Annotated in this window: 16 protein-coding genes; 10 read left to right on the plus strand and 6 right to left on the minus strand. The window is 52.5% G+C overall.

The genetic code is table 11. The features are described 5' to 3' along the window. Positions 1–103: 103 nt before the first annotated feature. Positions 104–235: a hypothetical protein gene (locus B1757_RS15905; protein ID WP_301179152.1), complete on the minus strand. Its 132-nt coding sequence runs from the start codon at positions 233–235 to the stop codon at positions 104–106. A 154-nt stretch (positions 236–389) separates the two neighbouring features. Between B1757_RS15905 and mobF the strand changes: the two genes are divergently transcribed. From mobF to B1757_RS04775, 9 genes are all read left to right on the plus strand, one after another. Further along, a complete protein-coding gene (gene mobF, locus B1757_RS04745) occupies positions 390–3692 on the plus strand; it encodes a MobF family relaxase (protein ID WP_172437604.1) in 3303 nt (1100 codons plus the stop codon). A 26-nt stretch (positions 3693–3718) separates the two neighbouring features. Beyond that, a complete protein-coding gene (locus B1757_RS15360) occupies positions 3719–3865 on the plus strand; it encodes a hypothetical protein (protein ID WP_172437605.1) in 147 nt (48 codons plus the stop codon). 371 nt (positions 3866–4236) lie between these two features. Continuing rightward, positions 4237–4596: a hypothetical protein gene (locus tag B1757_RS04750; RefSeq protein ID WP_101537231.1), complete on the plus strand. Its 360-nt coding sequence runs from the start codon at positions 4237–4239 to the stop codon at positions 4594–4596. A 15-nt stretch (positions 4597–4611) separates the two neighbouring features. Then, the gene (locus B1757_RS04755; RefSeq protein ID WP_101537232.1) at positions 4612–5346 is read left to right on the plus strand and encodes a hypothetical protein; all 735 of its coding nucleotides are present in this window, start codon (positions 4612–4614) and stop codon (positions 5344–5346) included. 10 nt (positions 5347–5356) lie between these two features. Next, positions 5357–6097: a hypothetical protein gene (locus B1757_RS04760; RefSeq protein WP_101537233.1), complete on the plus strand. Its 741-nt coding sequence runs from the start codon at positions 5357–5359 to the stop codon at positions 6095–6097. 107 nt (positions 6098–6204) lie between these two features. After that, positions 6205–6342, plus strand: coding sequence for a hypothetical protein (locus B1757_RS15365; protein ID WP_172437606.1), 138 nt, complete (start codon positions 6205–6207; stop codon positions 6340–6342). Between the two features lie 844 nt (positions 6343–7186). Next, positions 7187–7669 carry a cupin domain-containing protein gene (locus tag B1757_RS04765; RefSeq protein ID WP_172437607.1) on the plus strand — a complete coding sequence of 161 codons (483 nt, stop codon included), beginning with the start codon at positions 7187–7189 and terminating at the stop codon, positions 7667–7669. 373 nt (positions 7670–8042) lie between these two features. Beyond that, a complete protein-coding gene (locus B1757_RS15710) occupies positions 8043–8615 on the plus strand; it encodes a hypothetical protein (protein ID WP_253253710.1) in 573 nt (190 codons plus the stop codon). 176 nt (positions 8616–8791) lie between these two features. Then, positions 8792–9205 carry a tetratricopeptide repeat protein gene (locus B1757_RS04775; protein ID WP_143484220.1) on the plus strand — a complete coding sequence of 138 codons (414 nt, stop codon included), beginning with the start codon at positions 8792–8794 and terminating at the stop codon, positions 9203–9205. Between the two features lie 459 nt (positions 9206–9664). Here B1757_RS04775 and B1757_RS04780 read toward each other — a convergent pair whose 3' ends face one another. The 5 genes from B1757_RS04780 to B1757_RS04800 form a co-directional block, all read right to left on the minus strand. After that, positions 9665–11152 (minus strand): amidase, encoded by a 1488-nt coding sequence (locus B1757_RS04780; protein ID WP_101537236.1) that lies wholly within the window; start codon positions 11150–11152, stop codon positions 9665–9667. Between the two features lie 379 nt (positions 11153–11531). Next, positions 11532–14591, minus strand: a complete 3060-nt coding sequence (locus tag B1757_RS04785; protein ID WP_101537237.1) for an efflux RND transporter permease subunit — start codon at positions 14589–14591, stop codon at positions 11532–11534. After that, on the minus strand, positions 14588–15595 hold the full coding sequence (locus B1757_RS04790) for an efflux RND transporter periplasmic adaptor subunit (RefSeq protein ID WP_101537238.1): 1008 nt from the start codon (positions 15593–15595) through the stop codon (positions 14588–14590). Before B1757_RS04790 ends, B1757_RS04785 begins: the two co-directional genes overlap by 4 nt. Positions 15596–15606: 11 nt before the next feature. After that, positions 15607–16908 (minus strand): TolC family protein, encoded by a 1302-nt coding sequence (locus tag B1757_RS04795; RefSeq protein WP_101537239.1) that lies wholly within the window; start codon positions 16906–16908, stop codon positions 15607–15609. Positions 16909–17013: 105 nt separating this feature from the next. Further along, positions 17014–17544 (minus strand): sensor histidine kinase, encoded by a 531-nt coding sequence (locus B1757_RS04800; protein WP_101537240.1) that lies wholly within the window; start codon positions 17542–17544, stop codon positions 17014–17016. 93 nt (positions 17545–17637) lie between these two features. On the opposite strand from B1757_RS04800, the gene B1757_RS04805 reads away from it, so the two are divergent. Beyond that, the coding region (locus B1757_RS04805; RefSeq protein ID WP_143484221.1) for a helix-turn-helix domain-containing protein at positions 17638–18088 on the plus strand (451 nt) is incomplete at its 3' end.

Here is an 18088-nt window from a genome sequence, read left to right on the forward strand (position 1 = left end):
TGGTTTACCGTGCTGGGTAATGTCGATGAAGCGCTGATCTATGCCTGGAACAGGGGTTGGCTGATGACTTTACGTTACCTGTGAAGCAGGCAAGGATAGAAGTCTATACTTTGCTTTCCAACGTGATGATTGCAGCAGCACCGGATAAGCCCGTCTGCGCCATGCCCTCGACAATCATCCAGACGATATACAAGGTCGCTACCGTCAGTATGACCGTATTGATGATAAGAAACATGGCCCCCAGATAGTTGATGGATGTGGAGACGCTACCGTAAAGCGGGCTTCTTTACTATTTCCAGCTGTAAATTGCCACCCAAATCTGGAAACCATTTTTGGTTGACAAAATAATGCTACCAGTAAGCGCATCAAAAGCAGACTGGAAATCACACTTGCTGAACATTAAAGGTTTGAAAGGATCATCAGCAGACGTTACGGCGTATCTGTTGGCAAATCAGGAACGCAAGGGTGAACTGGCGTATTTCCAAAATGGGGAAGCTGCCCCATCACAATGGCAAGGACGTGGAGCGCATAGGTTAGGACTTTTTGGTCCTATAGACCCCGTCGTGTTTCAAGAATTACTAGAAAATGGTCCGGCAGGGATGAATGTCGTGGCGAACCGAAGGATGGGGGTTGATCTGACATGGAGTGTACCAAAGGGTGTTTCCATGCTCATCGAGGCCGCGCCAACAGAACAACGGGAGCGAATTCTTCAGCTTTGTAGAGAAGCCAATCAGATTGCCATGCAACACGTAGAAGAATATGTGGTCACGGCCCGTTATGGTAAAGGGGGTGCAATTTCCGAGAAAACCGGTCATGCGATCATTGCGACTTTTGAACATGATGATACCCGCCCGACCGAAGCTCCTCACACCCAGAAACCAAAAGTGGATATGGACCGGCATTTTCACAATGTCCTCATCAACACCACATGGGATGGTCATGAATGGCGAGCCATGGATCTTGATTTTGGCGCGCTATCGGTAAATCAACATTTAGGGGATGCCAAAGCCAAAGCATTTCTGGCCCAAGGGCTGGAACGCATGGGCATCAAGACTGAGCATCATGCAAAGGCCTTGTTTGAAGTTGTGGGAATCAGTGAAGCACAACGCGATCTTTTTTCAAACCGATCAAAAGAGATTGAGCAACTATTGGCAAGGCAAGGTAAAACCCGAAAAAACTCGACCGCCGCCGAGCGCAATGCCGCAAATCTGGCGACCCGCAAAAGCAAATTGCGGAATATGAATCATGATGATTTGCGCTGGGCATGGCGAGAAAGGCTACGTGATGCCGGGGTGGATTTTTTCATGATTTATGACCCGGCACACGATCAAACGAAAGAGCATGAAAGCTTTCATACCACAAAAAACGCGAGGCAACCACATGAAAACGATCAACGCAATGAGCAGCAAAGATACCACCAGCACCGGCTTGAAAAGTTACACGTTGCATCAACTCAACTGGCAGCCAGCAGGTACGAGCTGCGAAACCTGTCCGAATGCCGTCTGGATGCAGGCCCGAGAATCGGGAGGGAAAGTGCAAGTATTTTGCCGCATTATGCACGTCTTAATCGACCAGCAAATTATCCTTTGCGATGGAAACCAGCCAGTACAGCCGAAATAGATGCCGAGCAACAGCCGGCAGTCGCGGCGGTGGATGCTGCTCTGGACCATCTGAGCGAAAAAGACAGCCTTTTTGATTACCGCCAGTTGCACCTAGAAGCCCTCAGGCAATGCATGGGAGCCGTGCAAACAGAAGCGATTGAAAAGGTCATGGCATCCCATGACCGTATTATCTGGGCCGGGGAACAATCCAAGATCGTAGAACAGAAGCGGCAAGGAAAGGATGGGCTAGAGATTACTCAAAAAACGCTGATTCGTGCAGAAATGGTGACTACGCGAGAAACCGTCGAGCGGGAAGGGTGGATACAGGGTTTTTGTCAGGAAGGGTGCAACAAGTTGGATACCCTTTTTCAACCCGATCAGGCTGTCCGGGCGATTTATGCAGCGGAACAGGCTCAAGGGTTTGCGTTTTCCAAAGATCAGCGATCCGCAGTGCATGATGTGTTGATGACACAGGATCGGCTTGTTGCCATGATCGGCGGTGCGGGGGCGGGTAAAACAACCGTCATGAAATCTTTGGTGGATGTCGCAAAGGCGCAGGGCTATGAAACCATCGGTTTGACGCCGCAACATGGTGCATGTCAGGAAATGGCAGAGGCCGGGACTGATGTAAATATCACGACTGCCCAGTTCATTGCAGAAAAAAAAGAATCCGGCAGCAACCCTCGCCTGTTCATTCTGGATGAGGCGGGGATGGTCGGGGACCGGACTTTGCAACAGGTGCTTCTCAAAATGGGACCCAGGGACCGCATCATGCTCTTTGGTGATCCTGATCATATGCAGCCCGTCGAAGCGGGTAATCCGCTGCAAATGCTGATGGATAAAGGGTTCATCCAAGTCTCCAGACTGACGGCCATTCGCCGCCAGGCCATGGCTGAGGATAAGGATTTACAGGCATTAGGTCAGGCTTGGGCGGATCGGGATACCGAAAAAGCCTTGTCCCTGATGGAAAAATACACGACTGAGGTGCAGCCGGAAGGGACCGGCAAGAATAAAGTCGGGCAAACTAAAATCACCAAAGAAGATCGATACAGGGCCATTGCGGACGCGACCGTGGCAGAATACTTGAGTCGGTCATCAACCGATCAGGCCCGAACCATGGTTGTCAGTCCTACCAATCAAGTCCGACAAATGGTTAACGCGGGCATCCGAAAAGGATTGCAGGAGCACGGGAGTTTGGCAGCAGATCAAGTCACGGTCACACAACTCTGCAAGGTGGATATTTCCGAACAGCACATGACCCATGCAGAGTATTATGTATTGGGCCAGATCATGCGAACCCAAGAGGGCAAAAGGGAAGAACGACATACAGTGGATTATGAGATCGTCGGGATGGATGCACGGAAAAATCAATTAAAGCTGGCGAGCAAGCATGGCAAGGAAAAAGTGACTAATGCCGGGAGCATTACGGGCAAACGTTGGCAGGTTTTCATAAAGGAGGAAATGGGGTTGGCGGAAGGTGATAAACTGGTTTTTCGTGATAATAGTGTCATGAAGAACGGCGATACGGCGACGATCAAAGGCATCGAGGGGAACAAGATTGTGGTCATCATGGACCGCGATAAAAAAGAAATCACTCTGGACGCCACAAAAAACATGGCAGTCGATTATGGTTATGGCCGGTCGATCAAAGATATCGAAGGAAAATCTCCTGATCTGGTGATCCAGACTGGTGAACAATCGCAGAACAGTTCTCGGAATCTGAGACTGATGGGCAATAACCGGATGCGCTATGGCTATAAGCTGATTACCGACAACGCAGAACGCGCGCTGAAGCGGTTTGAAATCATGTTGGACAAGAATATGGCGATCAATGCCCGAAAAAAAGCCAGCGAAGCCGAAGATCGGAGACTGGACCAGCTGGATGCCGTCCTGAATCAAGGAGAAAAGGCTGGACGAAAAGAAGCGGATCAACAACTGTACTTCCAAGAAGACAAAAAATTAGCTGAAAAGAGGATGCGGGAGTGCGATATAGTCGTTAATCAGGAAAATCTACTCGGGGAAAAACAGGATCAATCGGAAAAGCCTGCCCACAATCCTGCGGGGCGCGGGGGTATGGATATGGCGCGATAATATGGCCATATAAAAACAAGGAATACGTGGAAGCTCTAAAAGCGAGCAAACCAAAACGTAAGGACCTCAAGGAAACATGCCCGATGGTGGAAGGCGAGCAGCTTTCTATCAATATTCATGATGGGATGAAAAAAAGAAACGGACAAAATCCCAGGCTGACTTCTCAGGATTGACTTGGCTATCCAATGTTCATCAACCCGTTATCTTGCTTCTTTCGCAAAAGAGTCATCTGTTATCATCTGGATAATACGCTCGATGAAATTCTAGAAAAAAAACATATACAGAGGCCAATCGCCAGATTCCCGATCACACCTGCCAGGGTGCGATTGTGTGTGTACTTTAGCCTATCCGATTAAGGGTGGCGTCGTTGTCTCTTCGCTGTCGGTGTGATGTGCCTTTGACTTGTGTGCAAGGCATAGACGCAGCAACCAGCTGCTAATCACATGGCATGAATACGGTGAACGAGCGGCAAGCAGAAGAATTTGGTTGACAAAATGCAGCTATAAACGAGAGGCCACCAATTGGCTGCTAAGGGGATGTTGATATGAGTTTGAGTTGGCCCGCATCACTCACAAACAGGGTGGCCCTGTTCCACGAAAGCATCGCCGCATTGCGAGGCAGCTATTCATGGGCAGAAATTGCCGCTGCGTTGATCATGGCTGGTGTGGTGGATCAAGAAATGTCCGGCAAGGCGCTTGCCGAGACATACCGGAGGGCATGCAGAGCTATCGCGTCGGGCAGAATGCCGGCGGGGAATTACACCCTGGACATGCCTAAACTGGTGCCGAAGCGAACCGCACCACAGGCAGAAAACGAAAATTCCAAACGTCAGTTGGCTTCTTTGGATGATCGGAATCCAAAGAAAACCTCGAAGGACATTTTGAAAGACATTCCGCACATTTAATCAGGAGCGTGTAAGATGAACCAGAAAACATTGTTTTTTAGTCATGGTGACAAAGGCGGTTGTGGTAAGTCCGTATTGGCGATGCTTATTGTTGAGCGTTTGTTGGCTGATGGTAAAATCGTGCATTTGATTGAATCTGACCCAAGCCAGCCGGATTTGGCAATGCGTTATGCCAATGACAAGTCCGTAATCAATGGCTTCTTGTCGCTTAATCAGGCGGGTGATGCTGAAAATGCGATTTCCCGTTTTAATGCCTGGCTGGAAAATCGCGGCGGGGATAACGTAGTAGTCAATTTACCGGCTGGGGCTTCGGAAACACTGGATGATCTGGGCGATTTGTTGAGCGATGTTTGCACGGCGCTGGATTATCGTCTTGTGGTTACTTACTCGCTAGAAAAAAATATCATGGCAGCCAATATGTTGGATGAAAGTCTAGACAATGGGTTGATGAGTTTAATCTTGCCGGAAAATCGGTTTGTCGTTTATCCAGAGTTCAAAGGAGACGCGAAAGACTTTGCATGGTATGAACATGCTGCGCGACAAAAGTATGAGGTAGGGGAGATCGCCGTTCCAGCGATGAAGTCCACGGCGGCATGGAAAACCTTGGAATCTACGCCCGGTCGCCTGAGTGTGTTGTCTGACAAGAGCTTGGGGCGACCAAAGGGATGGATGATAACCGACCAATCATCCTTATTCCGATTTTACAAAGCGGCGATGACCGCTATTGAACCGCTATTTGGTCACGAATAAGGAATAGTCTGTGCGCGAATCAGATAATATGGATAATCACGATAAACCTATGACGGCAGAGGACCTGTTGATTGACGGAAAGCCGTCTGCATTGCAGGTCAAAATACTCAGGGCCATATCTGCCCGGAAGCTGGATGATAACGATCCCGTTCTGGACGTTTATAACTGTACGGGTATGGCGTCTGAAGCGGCTGAAGCGGCTGGCAAAGCGGCCAAGTCCGTGCATGAAGCGCTTCCACAAATTCCTCACCAGATATACCAAGGTGCAACAAAGGCCGGTAAGGACATTTCGCAGGTACTGCGCAAGGCTGTTTACGAAGAAACCGAACAATCTGGAAATACGCTGAAAACCATCATCGAACAAAGTTCCAATTCCGGGGCAGAAGCGATCAGGAGTGCCAGCGATGGACTTATCGGTCGTCTGGACCGGGCCATCGAACAGAAAAAAGAGGAGGGCGTGGACCAGTTTGCCCAGGCTGCGGCCACGGCTGCCATCCAGTCCGTCAAATCAGAAGTCATGCAACAGATGCTCCTATCCTTCTCTGGCTTCACTTTTCTAGCAGCCTTGATATTGGCGGCAGGTGCCGGGATCTGTTGGGAATACCTCCATTTGTCGCATCTGATCGCTCCATCGCCCATTCTCGTTACTGCCGATAGCAAGCCCATATGTGGATGGGCCATCGTGAAAGGGGACTCCGGCCACCAATATATCTGCGCCATCCAACCCCCGCTTCCAAGTTCAGCCGCATAACCATGGATAACCGGCACACTGGAAAAATGGCCAATGAATCAGAAGAAGTTCGAAAAACTCCCCATTTCCAGTAAAGTGCTCAGAGGATTTGAAGTCAGAGAGCAACCATGACAGTCCTGTCACGTGCCCGGGCGGAGCATGTGTTTGGGGTCATCTTCCAGCAGGGTGGGAAGCGGTTGCATACCGTTGGCATCGCCCGCGCCCAGGTAAAGATCGGGATGATGAATCTCGTTTATGATAAGTGACGCTTTGTCTGTTTACTGAAGCAAGAAGTGGCTTGGTAGGGATTTCTGTGCCCAAAACCCACAAAAACGGCGAAAAATGAGGTAAATCAATCAAGACTCCTGACACAAGTTGTCAAAATCGTTTTCAAACAGCGATTGTTGTTGTTCGATGCCCCCGTAGATCAAAGCACTGGCTGTGGCATCTCATGCTAAGCCAGAGAAGCCGCGAAAAAGGGGCTCTCCAAATCCCGCAAAACACCAACCTTCATGGCGACACACTCCGCAAAGGTTTATCCTCAAAATTAGTGGAGCACATCCAGGAGAAACATCATGTTTGGATTCGGAGAACACACAGAAAACATCACCGCCACCTGTCCCTGCTAAAGTGGCGTAGAGGGCAAGGAAAGCCGTTTTGCGGGACGCGCGTGTTAGCGTAGGCAGAAAGCATCCATCTGCTCAAGGCTCGCCAGGATGGTGCTTGTCAGTCTAACTGGCAAGTTAAACTGTGGGATCAAATTGATCCCCGTCTGACACCGGATGTGGCTATAATATTGTGTTCGTTGTTCCAGTATGGGGAGTTCTAGACCGGCAATCTCCGGATGGGCAAGCATTGACAGTGGCCTAAGCGAAATAGCCAAGCCCCCGCTCAATGATCAACGGATGGTATATATCTCGGTGTATCTGCCTCTCATATTTGGTAGGCAATAGCATACCGGGTCTTTTGGCACCTGTGGGGAAACATGAGAGCCCTATATTTCGGTTTTCATCTGGCCACTGGTGGTCAGAATTTCCAATATAGGCACCATGTAAGCAGCTTGGCTCCATGGTATATAGGGAGCATCCACCTGCACGGAGCAATACGTTCATGTCCGCTCAGTCTAAGTCGATTATTCAGCACCTGAACCTGACCACACATCCCGAAGGGGGCTGGTATCGTCGTCTTTTTTGCGCAGATAGCCAGATATCCACACCTCGAGGGATGCGGCCCACACGCACCAGCATTTATTATTTGCTGGAACACGGGCAGCAGTCCTGCTGGCATGTGATACTCTCCACGGAAATCTGGCATTTTTATGCGGGAGGGCCGCTGGAACTGGTGACGTATAACCCGGTTACTCAGCAAGTGCAGCAGCGGGTGTTGGGCGATGACCGCGAGGCGGGGCAGTTACGACGGGCGGTAGTTCCTGGGAAGGTGTGGCAGTGTGCACGTAGCCTTGGACCATATGCTTTGCTGGTTTGTGATGTAGCTCCCGGTTTTGATTTTGCGGATTTTCAGTTCGTGCGGGATATTCCAGATGCGCAGCGTCATTTCCAGGGAGAAATGGCGGCGCTTCAGTGTTTCTGGTGAGTATAGCGTAGTTGCTAGTTTATCCTCCGAATATCCCCGTCAGCGGCGGAGAAATCTTCAAGTTTCAACCCCCCCCTATTTGCGGATGTCGTGCTGATGCATGCCCCAGAGTCTGATGCTGGCTTGGTTTCTTTTGTTTCTATTGCTGAGTTGTCGGCATTGCTATAGGGATGCCGGTATCGAAGAATACCAGCGTATAATCTTTAATATGAAGCAATATGAGTTGTTTGTGAATACTCCACCGGCTAAAGCTGGTGGAATATTCACTGGGAACTTTCCTATATTTCTTTCGGTCTCTTACAGTTGTTTAGGAAGCCTGCTTCCTGACTATGGTTTGGGTCTCAAGGGTTTTTTGACATTAAGGAGGATAGTCATGAAAAGAAGCCCTCTCTCGAAATCAAAACGTCAGTGGCTCACCTTGCTGAGCATGCCCATCCTGGGTGCTGCAATGGCCTTTCCCCTCGCTCATGCGGCGACTAGCTATGTCTCAGTAGATGGGCATTCAGTGCCTGTTTCCACAGAAAACCGCACCATCCATATCCCGGGAGGGATTATTCAGATACACACCGTGAGCTGGGGAACGCAGGAGGGGGTACCTGGGCATATGCAAGTTACCGCCCGACAACTCTCTCCCATACAGGCGGAAGCGATGATCCATCGCAGTTTGTGGCAAATGCATTCGATGCAGGTGGCGGTGGATCGCCAGATTGCCCAGATGAATCAGCTAATGCGGGTGTCTTTTGGCCCCTTCGCAAATCCCCTTTTTAACTTTCCGGAGCCGGTCATGATGACCAGAATATTTTTGCCGGGACCAATCATGGCCCCTCCGGCACCCCCAGCCCACCTGGCACCAGCTCCCGCAAAAATCCTGCCGGGGGGCCATGAGGTCTTGTCGGTGCGCTGCCGGCATCCACAGCAACCCGCCAGTCCTAAGTTGCCCATTTAGTGGCATGCATTACGATGCACCCCAAAGACCAGCTCGCGGTGTCTGAACACGAGCAGCAGATGATGATAGCGAATACGCCAAATGTCTCTTGGAATCAGGCATCTGCCGGGAATCTGTTCAATCCCCTGACAGGTTCAGCCCCACGTCACGGGGCATTTTTTCTGAGGAAGGGTTAGGTGTCTACGCGATTGTATCAAAAACATATTGGGGCTTTCATGTTCTGTCTTGCCGGGATTCCCAGCGTTGCAACCGCTGGTCAATTACATGCCTCTGTCGTCCCACAATACCCTATACATGTTCTGGAAATGCCCAAATCGGTGGCAGGCATGTCATTAGTGGAGATTGAAAAATGGGCGCATCTGGGAGATCCGGCGGCAGAAAACGCCTTAGGTGTGGATTACTTACATGGAAGAGGCGTTCGTGAAAACTGGAAAAAAGCCGACATCTGGTTTCGTAAATCTGCGCATGCTGGCAATGCCAATGGCGCCTTTCTTCTGGCTTTTGCCTATAACTTTGGCGAGGGTGTCCCCATGAACACCCGCAAGGCCGTGTACTGGTGGCAACAATCGGCCAAAGACCGACGGAAATGAGCCCTTCTGGTGTTCAAGCGTATGCTGAAAATCCTTGCGGTGATTTTGTTCGCTGCTTTCTGGGCATTGTGGATTGTTCATTATGGGCACCTGCATATGGAAAGGATTTTCGCATCCGGAATAAATGTTTAGCAACATATCCACTGGAAGATAGTCCCGCCTGCTGGCCAGACCATTAGCATCAAACCAAATTAAGCGGGGTGAATTATCTCTCTCGCTTCAGCATCGAATGAGGCATCGTGAGCCGATATCAATGCCCAGACCAAGGTGGCTATCCAACCAATGATCGACCGGCCGTAACTGGTAACTGAGCGGCGTTCTAACCTGGAATATTTTGGCTTGCAGAATGCTTAAGTATTCTAACTAAGCCCATCTGTTCAGACTCATTTGTGGATTGGAAAGGACTGAATGGCACGCGCGTTCCGGCGATTATGATCCTTTGAAACGCCTTATACATCCTTATTCACCCATATCCATTTTGAATAACGGTGCAATTCGCGCTGCCAGCACTGTTTCCAAGGCGTACCCGTAACACAGTAAAAGTGACTCAGTTCCAGGACCCGAGAAAAACGTTGCACCGATCGGCAGTCCCTGTATATGCCCTGTGGGCACCGTCAAACTTGGCGTACCCGCCACGGCAGCGAGGGTACTACTTCCACCGGTGTGGTGGTCACCAGTAAGCAAATCAATTAATCCACTTGGATTATTGGAGGGTGCGACACAGGCTGCTAGGTGATTTTTATTCAGCATGTAATCTAACCCCTCTGTCCATGCCAAACGTTTACACAAGCGCTTAGCATCAAGATACCTTTCCTCATCAAGCCCACCTCTCTCCGCGGCAAGCTCCAGATACTCCTGCCCAAACCACGGCATCACCGACCCCGAATTTTTTGAGTTCGAGTCAATCAGTGCTTCAAGTGAGTGCGGTACATCTTTTGAACGAAGACCTTTCAAGTAATGATTGATGCCGTATTTAAATTCATAGAGTAGAACTTCCAACTCCGCCTCGCCAAGTTCCGCCATATCTGGAAGTCGAATGCCCTCAACCAGAGTAACTCCGTAATCTTGCAATGCATCCAGAGCTTTTTCAAAAATAGGTATGGCGTCACGATGCAGCTCAAACTGATTCCTCAACACTCCAACCCGTGTACCTTTCAGCCTATTCGTATCGGAAAAGATCACCGGGTCCCTGTTACACGCCACATCCTTTCTCAATACCTGATAGAGCAAAGCACAATCCTGAACTGTTCTCGCCATAGGTCCAGCGGTATCCTGACTGTGGGCTAAAGGCACGACACCGACAGTACTTATTTCACCCAAACCGGGCTTCAGACCCACAAGGCCGCAAGCGGCAGCGGGACTAAGGATGGAACCATCCGTCTCTGTTCCAACGGCAACCGTACACAGGTTGGCGGCGACAGCTGCGGCTGATCCCGAACTGGAACCAGAAGCGCTACGAGTCAGCATATAAGGATTGCGGGTCAGCCCACCCCGACTACTCCAACCACTCGTGCTCCAGGGACTACGGAAATTCGCCCATTCACTGAGGTTGGTTTTGCCAAGTATTATCGCTCCCGCGTCCCGCAAACGTCGAATCAGAACAGCGTCTCGGTCTGGGCGGTTATCCAGCAATGCCAAGGAGCCGGCACTGGTGATCATGCCATCACCGGTTTCAATATTATCTTTTACTAAAATGGGAATGCCATGCAGGGGACCTCTGATGAGTCCCTTTTTTCGTTCCATATCCCGCGCAACGGCAATAGTCCTGGCCCCCGCATTCATCTCTAAGACGCTATTTACGCCCCAGCCATTATTTGAGCTGCCTGAATCATGCGCAGCGATGCGTGCAAAATAGGTCTCAACTAAGTCTAACGATGAGCAAATATTAGAGCCCATCCAGCTTTGAAGGGTAACGATATCAACCTCAGACAAATCCGACAAAATCATTGTAACCTCAGACTTAAAGAGCAGGATGAATTTCGAAGACAAAAACTATCTGTCACGACCCGGCAATATGGCGCCATTTCAAAGTGGCAAAATTGGGGTTTCGAACAGGGTCCAGATTGTTCGATTTTCGGGTGTTTGGCAACCGCCTTTTTGGAGGACTCCGGCAGGGGGCTGGGGGTGCGGCATGAACTATAGGTATGATAGTCATACGGTTTTTCAAATTGAGTACCACTTTGTCTAGATAACGAACAATCCTCGACATACTAAACAATTTGCATTTTACTGGAAATTAGGGGATTTATGGCCTAATACTGCTGGTTTGCCTATCATTATTGAGCTATTTCCTGGTCTGATGCCTTTATTTTGTGCGTACTTCGCATTACGCGGCAGTTTTTTTCATCATCATCGCAGAGTAAAGCACAGGCGCCAGCCATAAAGACATGAATATGGAAAGCATCAGCCCACCCATGACGGCAATGGCCAGTGGCTTTAACAATTCCGTTCCATGCCCGATGCCTATGGCCAGGGGCAGAAAGCCGAATACATCGGCCAGCATGGTCATCAAAACAGGCCGTAAACGCTGTCGGGCAGCCAGGACTACCAGAGCCGGACTCGGATGGGTACCCCCTAACTGACGGGCGCGTGCAAAAATGAGAATGACATTGTTGACGGCAATCGCAAAAACCAGCAACACACCGAGAAAAGCCGTGCTGTCGAGATCCAGACCACAAAGCCAGACCAAGAGGAAAGAACCAGGTGCTGCCAGAGCGATGGACAGAAGTGCCGCCAAGGCAGCCCTTTGACTGTTGAATTGGAATCCCAGCAGGATCAGTAATAGTCCCAGCGCGCCTCCCAAAATCAGCGCCATTTGCTGAAAGCTCTGGCGTTGCTGCCGATAATACCCGCCCAGTACCGGCGTGATATTGCCGGGCAGATGCATCTGAGCGATGATTTTTCGCACCTGCCTGGCAGCCTGGGCTAGTCCTTCACCGGCTTTGGGTTCCAACCACATATAAGCATCGGGAACCAGATTCTGGTGTGTGACAAAGGGAACGGCGCCCTGCACATGTACAGAAGCAATACTCGAGAGGCTGGTCATCTCGCCATCGGGGAGCTGAATGGGCAGCGCGGACAAGGACTGCGGTGCTTGTGCTGGCCCCGCCAATGTGACGCGGATAGGCAAAATCTGTTCACCATGGAGCAGAAATCCTGCCTGTCTTCCCCAGAATCGGGTTTTGAGCTGATCGGCGATGGCCGCAGGCGTAATGCCATAGAGCGTGGCCATGGGGCTGGGGGTGATGTGCATTTCCGGTCCAGCAGATGGCGACTTGAAATTGACGGCCGCAAAGTCATGACTGTTTTTCAAGGCTTCTGCGAGTCGCTTTCCGGCAATACGGAGGGTGCTGGAGTTGGACCCAAACAGATAAACGACCAGGGGAGCATGGGCTCCCGAGAGATTTCCCAGGCGGACGATCATGGTCTGGTGCAGGGAGAGCCCGATCAGATTGGGAGCCATTCTGCGGAATTGCTGGCGTAAATGGGCCATCACCGTTGCCGCGCTGTCATGATGATTCGCCTTGAGAACGATGGCGATGGCCCCCTTGTTGGCGGGCGCATGGCGAAATTCAAAACCGCGACCAACAACGAGAGAGGCGCTTTGCACATTGGGATTACGCAGAGCGACCTGCATGAAAGATCGACCGATTTGGGCCGTTTCCGCGACACTGCTGCCCACCTGGGTTCGATAAGGTACGGAAATGATGCCTTCATCCCAACGCGGCAAAAAGGCCGTCGGCAGGACCGTGAGTACCAGCCAGGCAGTACCGGTAAGCAGGAAGATGGGCAGGATGGCCCGGTAAGGACGGCGCATTCCTGCAATCAGCCACTGGCTATAATGGCGTCGAAGCCAACGTTCAATACGCTGTAATTTTCGTGAGGGCGCTATGCTCCGACCCGCCAGCCATGCGGTCAGAATGGGGGTCACCAGTAAGGCCACCAGTTGGGAGGCCAGCAAGGCAATCACAATGGCCAGCGCCATATGCCGGAATAAAAGTCCCAAAGTACCAGACAGGAATAACAGGGGCAGGAAGACCAGAGAGGAGGTGAGGGTAGCGAGACTCATCACCGGTAAAATGCTGGCGCTGCGCCGCAGGGCCGACTGGCGACGGGCGGCGGGTTGGCCTTGGAGGCCATGCAGTCCGCGTTCGATGACCACAATAGCGTGGTCCACCAGGGCCCCGATAGCGGCGGTCAAACCGCCAAGGGTCATGATATTCAGGCCATATCCGAGAATATGTAGGACCAGAAAAGTGGCGGCCAGGGCCAGAGGAACGACCAGTACGGTGGCCAGGGCACCGTCCAGACGTCCCAAAAAGGCAAAAATAACCAGCCAGGCAAAGAGGCTGCCAAGCCCCAGAGCGATCCAGACGTCGCGCAGACTATGACTGATCAGGTGGCTGAGGTCATAAATGGGTACCAGATGCACACCTTGCGGCAGATGTTGACGTAACTGGTCCAGGCGGACCTGTACAGCATGGGCGACGTTGACGTCATTGACGCCAGGCTGGGCGAGCACGTCGATGATCAGGGCATGTTTGTAGCCCGGTACGGCAGCTTCGTTGAGCAGTGATGGGGGGCCGGTATGGATATCCCCCAGGGTGCCCAACGCCAGAGGCGTGCGAGTGCCGGAAGCATCGACCGGTCCCAGCGGCAAGGTCAGGGCGGCCAGCGCCTGGGCATTTTCGGGCCGGGGCGTGGTGGCAAGAATCAATTGTTGATGATAGGCCTGAAGAACTCCCGAAAAAAATGGACCTTGGGCGGCTTGCAAGTCGGTAATGACCTGTTGGGCGCTGAGATGGTATTGCGCCAGCCGTGCAGGGTCCAGATGCACCTGCACCTGTGGCCAACCGCGACCGGTTTCCTGAACCTGATAGACCCCGGGAATCGAGAGCAGGGCCGGACGCAGCTTGAAGGCAAAGCTGGGCATCATCGCCGAACTGCTTACCCGATTGGATACCAGGGCATATTGGGCCAATGGATAAGTGTAGGGGGCCATGCGGATCACCCGGAGCTGTGCTCCGGCAGGAAGTCGGTACTGGGCGAGGCGAGCCTGCAGCATGAGATATGCGGTCTGCGGGTTGGTACCAGGTTCAAAATAAATATTGAGTTTGCTCAGTCCATTGCCGGTTTGTGAGCGGACCAGACGCACCCCGGGCTGACCTTTTGCCAGGGCTTCCAGAGGTTTGGTGACTTCCACTTCCATAAACTTGACGGGCAGACTGCCATCATTGACCAGGACCGCGACGCGCGGGAAATTGACGTTGGGAAACACGCTTTCCGGAAGATTCTGCAGGGCAAACCAGCCTGCCCCCAGCAACAGCACTGCGCTCAACAGGATGCTGAAGCGATTGGTCCAGAGAAAGTGCAAATAGCGGTTCATGGTTGCTGCTCTTTTACCGGAGTCCCACTGAGCAAACGATCATTGGCACTGATGATGACTTGCTCTCCCGCTTTCAGGTCGCCCTCTACCCAGCTCTGCCCGTTCTGCCTGGCGATAATATGGACGGGCACTGCCATGGCTTTTCCCTGCCGCAGCACAAATACCTCGATCTGCGCGGCGTGCATGACCACGGCCTCGGCCGGTATCTGATAAGCCGTGCCTTTGGACTGCTGCAAGGTGGCTTCCAGCCATTCTCCTGGTAAAGCCGGACTATGTGCCGGCAGAGTGATATACACCGAAACCAGTCCCATGTGCTGGGCGCTTTGCCCTATGGAGTGAATCCGGCCCGCGCCCTGCCAATCCGTGCCACGCAGCAAGACGGTACTCCCGGGGCGCAGATGGCGCGCCAGCGATGGTGTCACATAGGCTTGTGCCCAGGGATTTCCGCGACCCGCCAGGGTGGCAATGGCTGTCCCCATATTGACTACTGCGCCTGCCGGAACCAGATAATGCAGGCTCCCTGCAAAGGGTGCAGTGAGGGTTTGTTGGGCGGCCTGCGCCTGCAAGATGTGCAGCTTCGATTGCGCCATATTCAGGGCCAGGCGGCTGCTTGCGACATTTTGCTGCGCAATCACGCCATCCTGATAGAGTTTCTGATCGCGCAGATACTGTTTCTGAGCAAAAGCCCGCTGTTCCTGGGCGCTCTGGATGCTGCTTTGTAATCCCGGTGATGCAATCCGGGCAATGATGCTGCCCTGTTTCACCGGACCATCGGCAAGCAAGGGACCAAGGATGCGGCCTGTTACTGGTGCCGTCAGAGTGACATTGCCGTTGCTTTCCACCTTGGCCAGCAGAGTGTTTTGCCGGAGGGCGGTACTGACATGGACAGTGGCAGTCCGCACCGACAGGGGAGACCCCCAAGCCGTGCCCAGCATGAACAGAAGCAGAACTCCGGAAATAGCCGGATACTTTTTTGCAAAGGGCGTCACGTTGAAAAATGTCATGAGAATGGTCCTTATCCGGGTAGGCGGCCGCTGTCCAGCGCTAATTGTGCCCGGCTCAAGCGGACACGAATCATGGCGTCAGTGTCTTGCAAGCGGGCCTGAATCCAGGCGGTTTGCGCCTGTTGCAAGGCTAGCGCGCTCTCCGCACCGGCCAGATAGCCTTTGCGCGTCATGTGATATACGGCATCTGCGCTGTCTGCGATTTTCCCGGCATTTTTGAAGGCGATAGTGGCTGCCTGGGCTGAACCCAGATCCTGCGCCAGACGACTGCGAATCTGCAGCTCCAGGGCAGATTTGGCGGCTTGCAAGGCGGCCACCTGTTGTTGTGCCGCAGCAATCTGATCACTGTTCCGACCAAAGCCAAAAAGGGGCATCTGCAAGCTCAGGCCCGCCTGCCAGCCCAGTTGTCCACTCTGGGGGATGATCGAGCTGTCCACTCCGTAGGCCGCACGGGCACTCAACACGGGCAGGCGGGCTCCCCGATGAAATTGTAATTGGGCCTGAGCCGCCTTGATCTGGGCCTCTGCCACGCTGAGTAAGGGCTGGGCGCGCAGGGCCTGTTGCTGGATTGCGGATAAATCCGGCAAGGGCTGCTGTGGTAGAGTCACGGTGGTCAGAGGTGGGAGTTGTGCTCCCAACCCGGTTTGCAAAGCCAGAACGCGCTGCGCGGCTTTACGCAGAATTCGGGTTTGGGTCAGTTGGCTGTGCATGCGCAGCACGTTCAGTTCGGCCTGATTCAATGCCAGGCGGGAACGGGTGCCGATGACGAAACCTTCTTTGGTTGTTCGATAGATGTTTTGGGCCGCACCCAGTGCGCTTTTCCAGATGGCGATGGTATTGTCCATTTCCGCCAGCTTGAAGTAGCTCATGGTGACCGCTGCGGCAACCGCCAGGCGGGTCTGCTGCAGACGATAGTTTTCCATCTCCACCTGATCTTTGGCCAGTTTGCTGAGCGCTCGGGTTTGCGGAGCATAAATGGGAACGTCGAGACGGATTTGTCCCAACATTTCCCGTGCGCCGTTGGCTGCCACAAACACGGGCTGACCGGCGCGGGACTGGGTCCAGATGGTGGCGGCGTTCAGCGAAAGCGCCGGCAGCATTTGCGCCTGGGCCGCCTGGCTCAGATTTTTTTGTGCCGCCAGTTGATGTTGGGCTACCTGCATGACGGCCTGACTGTGCAGGGCACTGGCAATGGCCTGATCAAGGCTGAGCGAGAGCGAAGTGGCATGGGCAACAAAGGGGACAAGACTGATGCTTGCGGCGATCAGGAATTTTCTGGCAGTAAATGGGAAAAAGCGTTTCAGCACCAACATATTTTCTCGATTTCAGGAAAAATTCATAGAATTGGCAGGATTATTTAATCATGATGACATAAGTACCTGTCCGGAAGATGACGACAAGATGACCAAATCGTCATCTTATGGGTTATTTTTCTTAACTTGGTGAATTAGCGGAAAGTAAAGAATGGCCGTCGTACCGCTCCCAGGCGTGCTTTTCAGGGCTACTTCTCCGCCATGCAATTGCATGATGGAGCGCACAATAGCCAATCCCAACCCGGTTCCTTGCCCCCGACGCATGCGAGCTGTGTCTTCGCTGTAAAAGCGGTCAAAAACCCGGTCGAGTGCCTCGGCACTGATCCCTGTACCGCTGTCACTGACCATCAGTTGTAGCCGCTCTTGGGTTTGAACGCTGTGGATCCGGATACTGCCCCCCGCCGGCGTATGGTTCAGGGCGTTACTCAGCAGATTGCTCAGTGCCCGGCGCAGGAGTTCAGAATTGGCGACGATGCTTGCATCCACGTCATTGTCCAGGCTGACTTCCTGTTCATCGGCCATGGCTTGATAAAAGGCACAGATGGAGGCGACTTCCTGATGGGCGTTGAGCCGCTTTTTCTCCAGGTCTTGTTGATCTTGTTCGGTGCGGGCCAAAAACAGCAAGGCGTCCACCATTTGTGACAAACGGGCATATTGGCTCTTCGTCAGATTGAGTGGGTAGGGGGTAGAATGCTGTGGAGCGGTCGTGCCCTGAATTGGAGTTAGCTGATGGTCCCTGAAGAGCTGTTTTCTCTCGCGTTAGGATTGGTTCCGCCGTGGTTGGTGGATCATGTGACTTTCACGGTGGAGGAGAAACGCCTGGATCTGCACATCAACTTTCCCAAGGGTAGTCGCTTTGCTTGCTCCGTCTGTGGTGAGGAGTGTCCGGTACATGATACCCGTGACCATACTTGGCGGCACATGGATTTCTTCCAGCATGAAGCCTATCTCCATGCCCGCGTACCTCGTGTGAAGTGCCAGGAGCATGGAGTGCATCAGATATCTGTTCCCTGGGCACGGGAAGGCTCGCATTTCACCCTGCTCTTCGAAGCGCTGATCATGACCCTGGTGCGGGAGATGCCGGTATTGACCGTAGCCCGCCTAGTCGGCGAGACCGACACGCTCCTGTGGCGGGTGATTGACCACTATGTGCCAGAAGCCCGTACCAGAGTGGATATGG

The organism is Acidithiobacillus marinus, assembly GCF_002847505.1.
Lineage (GTDB): Bacteria > Pseudomonadota > Gammaproteobacteria > Acidithiobacillales > Acidithiobacillaceae > Acidithiobacillus > Acidithiobacillus marinus.

Coding starts and splice junctions, on each gene's coding strand:
- B1757_RS15905 (WP_301179152.1), bottom strand. CDS start 235: ATGTTTCTTATCATCAATACGGTCATACTGACGGTAGCGACCTTGTAT.
- B1757_RS04750 (WP_101537231.1), top strand. CDS start 4,237: ATGAGTTTGAGTTGGCCCGCATCACTCACAAACAGGGTGGCCCTGTTC.
- B1757_RS04755 (WP_101537232.1), top strand. CDS start 4,612: ATGAACCAGAAAACATTGTTTTTTAGTCATGGTGACAAAGGCGGTTGT.
- B1757_RS15710 (WP_253253710.1), top strand. CDS start 8,043: ATGAAAAGAAGCCCTCTCTCGAAATCAAAACGTCAGTGGCTCACCTTG.
- B1757_RS04800 (WP_101537240.1), bottom strand. CDS start 17,544: ATGGTGGACGCCTTGCTGTTTTTGGCCCGCACCGAACAAGATCAACAA.
- B1757_RS04785 (WP_101537237.1), bottom strand. CDS start 14,591: ATGAACCGCTATTTGCACTTTCTCTGGACCAATCGCTTCAGCATCCTG.
- B1757_RS04765 (WP_172437607.1), top strand. CDS start 7,187: ATGTCCGCTCAGTCTAAGTCGATTATTCAGCACCTGAACCTGACCACA.
- B1757_RS04790 (WP_101537238.1), bottom strand. CDS start 15,595: ATGACATTTTTCAACGTGACGCCCTTTGCAAAAAAGTATCCGGCTATT.
- B1757_RS04795 (WP_101537239.1), bottom strand. CDS start 16,908: ATGTTGGTGCTGAAACGCTTTTTCCCATTTACTGCCAGAAAATTCCTG.
- B1757_RS15365 (WP_172437606.1), top strand. CDS start 6,205: ATGACAGTCCTGTCACGTGCCCGGGCGGAGCATGTGTTTGGGGTCATC.
- B1757_RS04780 (WP_101537236.1), bottom strand. CDS start 11,152: ATGATTTTGTCGGATTTGTCTGAGGTTGATATCGTTACCCTTCAAAGC.